This is a genomic window from Nitratireductor aestuarii (assembly GCF_014641695.1).
In the GTDB taxonomy this organism is placed as follows: Bacteria; Pseudomonadota; Alphaproteobacteria; order Rhizobiales; family Rhizobiaceae; genus Chelativorans; species Chelativorans aestuarii.
This window is the reverse complement of record NZ_BMIF01000010.1, coordinates 154,592-162,734: the sequence shown is the minus strand read 5'-3', so window position 1 is coordinate 162,734 and position 8,143 is coordinate 154,592. Positions and strand designations below refer to the sequence as shown.

Genomic DNA, 8,143 nt, shown 5'->3' with positions numbered 1-8,143 from the left:
ACCATTCACCATTCCAGCTTCTTGATTTTGAAAACATGCGTTTTGCCGACCTGGTGGTTATTGCGGGGTGGCTGCACCCGTTCCCATTCCGAACACGGCCGTGAAACGCCCCTGCGCCAATGGTACTCTGTCTTAAGACACGGGAGAGTAGGTCGCTGCCAGGTCTGCCAAACGCATGTTCTTCAAAACATTCTCTCTTCACAGCTCAAACTCGAAGGCCGCTCACCGCGGCCTCTTGTTGTTGGAACAGAAATACTTTGACGCGGGGTGGAGCAGCCCGGTAGCTCGTCAGGCTCATAACCTGAAGGCCGCAGGTTCAAATCCTGCCCCCGCAACCAAGATCAAAGCGCCGAGGCACAAGCCCGGCGCTTTTTTTGTTTAGCGACACGTCTAAGGCCCGGCATGAGACACGCTGTTCTGTGTGAAGGCCCGCTCGGGTGTTCTTCTGGCTCAGAACCTGAAGGGTGAGGAGGATCAGGAATTGATCCAGTGGACCAATTCCCCGACGAACGGTTCAAATCCTGCCCCCGCAACCAAATCAAAGCGCCGAGGCATCAGCCCGGCGCTTTTTTTGTTTAGCGGCACCTCTAAGGCCCGGCATGAGACACGCTGTTCTGTGTGAAGGCCCGCTCCGGTGTTCTTCTGGCTCAGAACCTGAAGGGTGAGGAGGATCAGGAATTGATCCAGTGGACCAATTCCCCGACGAACGGTTCAAATCCTGCCCCCGCAACTAAATGAAAGCCCGGTCGCTCAACGCGCCGGGCTTTTTCGTTTCCCGCCTGATGTTCTGCAACAAGTGTTCGCTCATGGCTTCCACAAGTGCGTGCTCGCTCAGCTTGGAGAAGCCAACTGCTACATCTGGAAAGAGCAAGCTCGGTGAGTGAGAGGCTACTTTTCAGCTGGTGGCAAATAAAAAAGGCTATGGTCAGCTATCGACTGCGACGAAAGCCAATGTCGTTAAACGGCTGTCGCGCCCGACGTTAAGAGGCTCCCTGTCATATCGCTCATAAGGTGTCTTGTTCACAAAAGTAAGCTGGAAGCCTAGTTGCTGCATAAGTAATATATAGTCCTCCGGGTTTCGATTGAAGACAGGCGGGTTTCCTTCACGACGCCACCGGGTATCCATAATTTCGGAAATAATAATTCTGTGTTTTCCTTTTAGCGCTTCCTCGAGCAGGAATGGCAGCGCCTGGTCGGAGACATGCAAAAGGACCGTGTAAAACAACGCTGTTGGTGCCTGAGGGTAGGCATAACCATCGTCATAGAGTCTGAAATTATGGTGCGGTAGTAAGCGCCGCGCCTGAAGAATAGCATTCGGATTGATGTCGACGCCGATATATTCGGTGGGAGAGAACAGGGAGGCTATCCTGCCAACGCCGCATCCGATTTCGAGGAGTGGCCATTCTCCGTTGATAGCCTCGCGTAATACTTCTGCAATGTCGAACCCCTCCGGGAATTCTGTGCCTGCTTCTGGTTTGATGTGCGCTGTACCTTGTGCAATCCAGAACGCCTCCTCTGATCTCCGCCAGGGAACATGTGAAGTGCGTAATTGAATACCCCGTTCAGTAAGTGCCAACTGAGGTTGAGGGCTTGAACGGCCGTCATTCTTGGGCCGGCGAGATGCCTGCCAATGTTTGATAACGGGCGGACTTTCTTCAGGCGCGTCAAAAATCTGCAGATACGGTCTCGGAAGCCAGTATGTTTTCAAGGCTTCGGTAGCGGCAATGTCGCACCAAGCAGATTGCAAATTGATTTGATCCCAGGCAATAGGATCTGCCTCGCAGCGTAATACCCATTGATCCAGGAGTTTGCGTGCAATAGGCGACTTGCCGAAGTAGGTGGTGCCGCTGCAAAATTCCCAGCCCTGCCATTTATGAATTGCGAAATCAGCGTCAATTTCGGCAAAAAGTGCGGGATATGCCTCCACCGTTGCGTCTGCGTCGAGCCAGACGATGGGTACCGTGGAGTTTTCCCAGGCATCGCGCATGAAGCGCGCTTTCTGAGAGCAATCATACTCCCATACCCCGGAAGTCTTGATGGGCGTAAGGGAATATGGGACGCGCCATTTCTCCAGTGAAGCGCGCAGTTTCGATGCATGGTCCACATATTCATTATCTTCAGTGAAGTAGGACACCACAAGAAACGGATGCGGTGACGCTTTCTCGTCCTTCTGAACCGGGAGGATCCTATCGATCAAATGGGAAATAGGATTTTTTCTCACCGTGAGCTCCATGTAAGCATCCTAATAGTCATCCGCGTTTACTTCCGTCAATCAATCTAGCGGTAAATGCTCGCTAGCACTTCATTAGGAGAATCCGGACAATTCCATCCGTTTGGCAGTAAAGTGCATCAGCCGGATATTTGGTAATAAGAAAAAAGTCGCGGGAATGGATGGGTGTAGTCGGATAAGCAGTGAAGTTATTCGGAAAAGAGGTTTAACCGATAAACGACATTTTTTGGGAGGGGCGGACAATCGCCACTGCGCTTTTCGATGACAGCGATAGCGACGTCCTTGAACCACGCAAGAACCCAGCGCGGGTGGGCTTCGCACCATCATTCGCAACGAAACCGGTGAGAGCGGGTGCGGGGGCTGCGCCCCCGAAAATCAACATCTCGGTTGGGCTTACATCAGGGAAGTCTAGGCGTCGGCTTCATCGGGTGGCGCACGGCTGCTTCTGCTTATTAAACATTATTTCCATACCCTTGACGCTTCGCTCCCGCATGCTACAGGTTCAGGGCGGTTTATTAGCACAGCATACTGTTTATGCGTCGAGCTAACGTATTCGACGCAGTCGATTTAGGGGCATAAGATGAAATTGAGGGGTATGGCGGTTTTGCCGACTGCGATTGTCGCGGTTGGTTCAATCGGTGCAAGCTCAGCGCTTGCAGTCGACATCGTTATTGAAGATGGTCAGATTGCGGGCATAACCCAGACCCTTGAAAGCGTCGGTGATACGCTGACAGTTGAGGCTGGCGGCACTGTTTCCACGGTAGACGGCGCCGTTGTGATGGATGCCGATTCTCAGGTTCTGAACAACGGGGGCCTGATCGAAGCGGCTGATGGAGACGCAGTCACGATCAACGGAGACGGCTCGACCGTCAACAATGATGGGACGATCCAGACCTATGGTTATGCAGCCTATGGGCTTTACTCCACGGGCACTTTCACGACCATCGCCAACGAGGGCGATATCTTCACCTTCGGTGAGTGCGGCTATGGCGTCTACACGACTGCCGGCGACTTCGTCTTCATCAACAACGGCACAGTTGCTACTTTCGCCGATGAAAATTCCTATGGCGTCTATGCCGAAGATGCCGACGATGTAGTAATCACCAACAACGGGCTGATCGAGACGCGGGGAACCGACGCTTACGGCATTTATGTCTACGGTTCGCACGCGGTGATTACAAATAACGGTATCCTGCGTACAAGTGGCGAGGACGGTATCGGTGTCTACGTCTATGATGACACCGAAGACAGTAGGACGATGCTGTTGAACTACGGCAGGATCGAAGCAACCGGTGAGGGCGCCCAGGCCGTCTACGCCAATGCGGCCGGCATGGCCGTGGCGAGCAGCGGCACAGTCATCAGCAAGGACGCGGAAGCCTTCTACATGGGGAAGGCCGACCAGATGCTGATGCTTGTGGCAGGTTCTGTGACTGAGGGCGGGATCTACTTTGCCGAGCCCGATACGGCGACGTTGTACGTGGATTACGGCTTCGATGCGCGGCTGACCATTGACGGCATGCCGACAACGATCATCACCGACCGCCAGATTCTTGCAGAGAACAACGGTGTGCTCACCGTCCTGACCCCGGGCCTCGTACATGGCGGCAATACCGTAGCCATTGAGGCCAACAGTGCGGTTTCGGGCGCGGTTCGCGGCCACATGAGTGGGCGCCGACTTGGCGCGGCGGGCGATATGGTTCCGCTCGGCTATGCCGCGACCCCTGCGGTTGTACGCACGGCAGAGGCTGATGAAGGCTATACCGCCTGGGCTCGCGGATTTGGCGCGGCTTCTTCGCCGCGTGGCAGCAGCGAAGGCTTCAGCACCAGCCTTGGCGGCGGTGTTTTCGGCTTCGACAAGCGCTATGCTGACGGCAGCCTCGTTGGTGCATTCCTCGGCTTTGGCGATGGTGTAGCGCGGCTAGCCATGGGTTCGCGTGTGGACACGACCACGATTATGGGCGGCGCCTATGGATCGTTCGCTCATGGCTCTACCTTTGTTGATGTGACTGCCGGTCTCGGCGCTACCACCAGCAACAGCTCGCGCCGCATGAACGACAATATGGCAGAGGGTGGCATCGTCACGGCCTACGGCGAATACAACGGTATCTTCGTGAGCCCGTCGATCACCGTCGGCATGGATCACGAGCTGGGCAACCTGCGCCTGACCCCGAGCATGACTCTGCTCTATGCCGCCATCCATCAGGATGGCTATTCCGAGACGTTGTCGGAGCTTTCCGTCGGGTCGCAGTTCACCCATGTGTTTTCGGTGAACGGCGAACTCGAACTCGGCACGCTGCGCTTTGGTGCAGGCGAGGAAGGCTGGAGCGCCAGCGGCAAGCTCGGTGCAGAAGGCACGTTCATCGACGGCCGCAAGGTCGACGCGTCGCTGATCAACACCTCCTATGAGATCGCAGGGATGTCGGCTTCGGAAGCCCGTGGCTACGTCGGCGTGGACGTTGGCTTTACCAAGGGCAACTATGATTTCTCGCTGGTTGGCAAAGCGGGTTACAGCTCGGAAGGCGTAGCCTCCGCAAGCGTCCAGGGTGGCCTCAGCTACAAATTCTGAAGGCGTCAGAGAACGTGAAATAACAAACAGCCAGATGGGGGCCCCGTCTGGCTGTTTCTTTTTGAACCTCACGAAGGCAAAAAAGAAGGCGGAAGGAACTTTCCTTCCGCCCCAAGGGGTGCCGCATCTCCTGGATTGGTTTTAGAGCAATTCCAGGAAAAGTGGGAACCTGTTTTTCCGTCCGGAATTGCGTTAAAACAATGGCTTATGTCATTTCAGCGTTTCTGTGAAACACTGAAATGATCAGTGCGTGTCGAAGATCGCCTGATACTTCGTCAGCACCTCTTCCGTAGCCTGCTTTTCCGCGGCAGTCGGGTTGAGCGGATCCTTCGCTGGCGGAAGCATGCCGAACTTCATGATGCATAACATCAGCAGCATGCGCGCCTTCACCGAGGTGAGATTGGAGCCTGCAATGAAGGGGCCGCCACGGATGGCAAAGCCTTCCGTTGTACCACGCCCGACATTGACGACCGGGAAGCCCGAGTAGACGGCCTGGAGCAGAATGCGTGACTTGGCTGTTGCGGCAGGTTTGCCATAGGGGTTGAGGCCTTCGAGCACGAAGCCTGAGAGCGGCGCGTTCTTCAGCTTGTATTCCATGAAGGCAATCGTATCGACTTCCTGCGCCGGATCGCTCTCCCAGTCATCCTCGATGTAGCTTGCGTCCTTGACGATGGAGACCTTCGGGATTGCGGTTTCGAGAAGCTTGCCTTCCGCATCCTTGATGGCAACGGTGATCGTCTCGATGCCCGAAGGGGTGCCGCGGAGGCCTGTCACGCTGGACGGCAGCTTGGTGATGCTCACCTCCGACTGCCAGGTGTGCTTCGTCGCGGGGATGTAGCGCAGCACGGAGCCCGTGCCGCCACCGGCAGCACCCAGAATGCCGCCATGGCCGCCAGCAGCGGCGTAGCCGCCGGGACGCGCGTCCACCTTCGTCACCTCGCGAGCCGCAAATACGCGCTGGTCCTGCACCATCACGATGCCCGCGCGGTTCTTGCCATCTTCGTCGGCCCAGACCTTGGAGCGGAGCCACTCGACAGAGTCGGCGAGGTTTTTCGGCCCGTCGTTGCTGATCTGGCCATGATAACGCTGGGAAGCGTTGCCGCAGATCGGCACCTTGATGTCGAGCGCAAGGCTGAACCAGTAGACCGTTTCCTCAATGCGGGGGCTGCCTTGCGTCCAGATAGCGCCATCATATTCGCCGGAGCCCAGGATTTCCTGCGCCATGTTGGTGATGCGCGCGAGCGTCATGCGGGGCGGCGAGGCGTTGAGATGCGCCGGACGATAGTGGAAGAAATCCTTGCCGGGAGTTTCGGGCGCGATGTCGCCTTCGCCCTGGTCCGAACGCTCTGAAGCTGAAAGGCCCTTGGTGTAGCCGCCGGAAGGGGCCAAGCGGAAGTAATCGACCTCCGCATAGTTGGAGATCGTGTTGCCGATGCCGAGCGAGTCGATGCCGAGCCGGTCGACCTCATCGAAGGTGCGCTTGCCGTCCGGCATGAACGGCTGACGGCTTTTCGCGCGCTCGACGCGCGCGCCGGTGCCGTCCGTCTCCCACGGCGAGCCATCGGCCTGCAGCGCCATATAGGGAAGGGGGTAGTATCCGTCCTCGGGCTTCAGCTCTACCTTGAAAACCGGCTTGTCGGTTTCCGATCGGCGCTCACGGGTAAACTCGCCGTACTCATCAAGGTAGCCGTCCGGTTCGGCGTAGAGTTCGGCCAGATCCTTTTCGAGCGGATGGGCGGAAAACTGTTCGACGTAAACGACAACCGGCGCAGCAAGCTTCTGCGGGCGCAGCACGTCGTAGCGAGAGGGGTTGCCTTCGACGTCTGTGAGCAGCGGCAGACCGTGCCGGGCACGCGCCTTGTTGGAGGTGACGAGCGGCGGCGTGTTCTGGATGGTCGCATTGGGACCTGCCAGATGTGCGATCCGGATCTTCTTGCCCGGTCCAGTGTTGCTTTGGGCCATTTTTCGTTCCCCTTATGGTGTTTGTTCGAGCACGCCCTGGCTCGTAAGGCAGGTCTCGTCATCAAGTTCAAAGATGTGCCGCTCGAAGCGCTCGAGGAGCGCCCCCATCTCTTGCCGCTGGGCGGCGAATGCGGGGCTCTTGTCGCGAGCCGCCAGATCTGCCTGATAGGCTGCCTCATCGGCAAAGCTGCACTCCCAGCGAACGTCCGGGCCGGCACCGCCGCGATTGACGAAGACGCGGCCTGGCGGCAGGCCCATCATCTCTCGCAGGCGGCAGCCTTCCCGCCGCCGCTCCAGCACCGCCTGGGCGAGCCCTTGCCTGGCGAAATAGTTGGTGGATTCGACGATCATCGCGGTTCACTGAAATTCGAGCGTCAGCATGGTTTCCGGCAGCTCTTCCATGCCGAGCGGCTGAGAGCCTGCGGTTTCCTTGAGGATTGCGAAGGTCTTCCTGAGCGTCTCCGCCGTGTCGGGTTCAAAGCTTTTCAGCAGATCGCGGCGCATCTGGTCGCGGTAGACTACCAGTGCTCCGGGCGACAGCTTCATGTTGGCGCCCTGTTCCTGCCACACGCTGTCATCGGTCATCAGGATGTCGAACACTTCCTTGTAGGCGGCGACAAAAGCCTTGAGGTTCTCCGGCTTTTCCTTGGCGTAGCGTTCGGTCGAGGAGATGATCAGGTAGGGCGCGAGCGGCAGGCCGAGCTCTTCGGTCACATCGCGGATCGTGAAGATCTCCTTGAACTTGCCGCCTGCGACCATCTCGGGCGAGATGGAAGAGAACATCAGCGTCGCGTCGATCTGGCCCTGTTCAAGCGCACCGCGAAGAAGGGTTGGCGCACCTTCCTGCAGCTCAGCTTCCTTGGAAAGTTTTATGCCGTATTTCTTGCTGGCGGCGGCTTCGACGAAGATCCAGTCGGTGCTCGTATGCGAGAAGATGCCGAACTTCTTGCCCTTCAGATCGGGGATGCCCTCGATCTCGGAGTCTGCCGGCACGACGATGGTCGTGACATAGGTGATGAAGGGAGCAATGCCGATGACGTCGATGCCCGCGTTGCGCATCAACGCGAGGCCGTTCCAGTCCTGGATCGCGATTTCAGCGCTCCCGGTCTGCAACGCAGCACTCGACGCCTTGCTGTCGGCAAAGGTGATGCGCTCCAGTTCGAAGCCGTATTTCTTGTCCAGTTCGAACTTCTGGATCACGAAGGGAATGAAGGACTGCGAGCCGTAAGGGCTCGCCATCATCCGGATCTTCCCACCATCGCCGATCGGCTCAGCATGGGCGGCGCCCAAGGATGCGGCGGCCAGGAAAAGAGCTGCGGCGGTGGTGTGGAAGCGCTTCAAGAGCGACATGTTAAGCTTCCTTGAGATTTGGATTCCTGGGCTGA

5 protein-coding genes, 1 tRNA gene and 1 rRNA gene are annotated in these 8,143 nt (G+C 57.4%); 3 read left to right on the top strand and 4 right to left on the bottom strand.

Annotated elements, in window-relative coordinates; translation table 11 throughout:
• Positions 1-49 precede the first annotated feature (49 nt).
• Together rrf and IEX27_RS16095 are read left to right on the top strand one after the other, a co-directional pair.
• Positions 50-164 (top strand): 5S ribosomal RNA (rrf, locus tag IEX27_RS16100).
• Between the two features lie 97 nt (positions 165-261).
• Positions 262-338, top strand: a tRNA-Met gene (locus IEX27_RS16095).
• A 587-nt stretch (positions 339-925) separates the two neighbouring features.
• Here IEX27_RS16095 and IEX27_RS16090 read toward each other — a convergent pair.
• Positions 926-2,233: a hypothetical protein gene (locus IEX27_RS16090; protein WP_188722102.1), complete on the bottom strand. Its 1,308-nt coding sequence runs from the start codon at positions 2,231-2,233 to the stop codon at positions 926-928.
• 577 nt (positions 2,234-2,810) lie between these two features.
• Here IEX27_RS16090 and IEX27_RS16085 point away from each other — a divergent pair.
• On the top strand, positions 2,811-4,796 hold the full coding sequence (locus tag IEX27_RS16085) for an autotransporter domain-containing protein (protein ID WP_188722101.1): 1,986 nt from the start codon (positions 2,811-2,813) through the stop codon (positions 4,794-4,796).
• 243 nt (positions 4,797-5,039) lie between these two features.
• Here IEX27_RS16085 and IEX27_RS16080 read toward each other — a convergent pair whose 3' ends face one another.
• The 3 genes from IEX27_RS16080 to IEX27_RS16070 are packed head-to-tail and all read right to left on the bottom strand — an operon-like array spanning position 5,040 to position 8,108.
• The gene (locus IEX27_RS16080; protein WP_188722100.1) at positions 5,040-6,758 is read right to left on the bottom strand and encodes an asparaginase domain-containing protein; all 1,719 of its coding nucleotides are present in this window, start codon (positions 6,756-6,758) and stop codon (positions 5,040-5,042) included.
• Between the two features lie 12 nt (positions 6,759-6,770).
• A complete protein-coding gene (locus IEX27_RS16075) occupies positions 6,771-7,109 on the bottom strand; it encodes a hypothetical protein (RefSeq protein WP_188722099.1) in 339 nt (112 codons plus the stop codon).
• Positions 7,110-7,115: 6 nt separating this feature from the next.
• On the bottom strand, positions 7,116-8,108 hold the full coding sequence (locus IEX27_RS16070; protein WP_188722098.1) for an ABC transporter substrate-binding protein: 993 nt from the start codon (positions 8,106-8,108) through the stop codon (positions 7,116-7,118).
• Between the last annotated feature and the right edge of the window lie 35 nt (positions 8,109-8,143).

What these genes read in the sequence shown, in the direction of transcription:
- IEX27_RS16090 (WP_188722102.1), bottom strand. Translation starts at nt 2,233, where the DNA reads ATGGAGCTCACGGTGAGAAAAAATCCTATTTCCCATTTGATCGATAGG.
- IEX27_RS16085 (WP_188722101.1), top strand. Translation starts at nt 2,811, where the DNA reads ATGAAATTGAGGGGTATGGCGGTTTTGCCGACTGCGATTGTCGCGGTT.
- IEX27_RS16080 (WP_188722100.1), bottom strand. Translation starts at nt 6,758, where the DNA reads ATGGCCCAAAGCAACACTGGACCGGGCAAGAAGATCCGGATCGCACAT.
- IEX27_RS16075 (WP_188722099.1), bottom strand. Translation starts at nt 7,109, where the DNA reads ATGATCGTCGAATCCACCAACTATTTCGCCAGGCAAGGGCTCGCCCAG.
- IEX27_RS16070 (WP_188722098.1), bottom strand. Translation starts at nt 8,108, where the DNA reads ATGTCGCTCTTGAAGCGCTTCCACACCACCGCCGCAGCTCTTTTCCTG.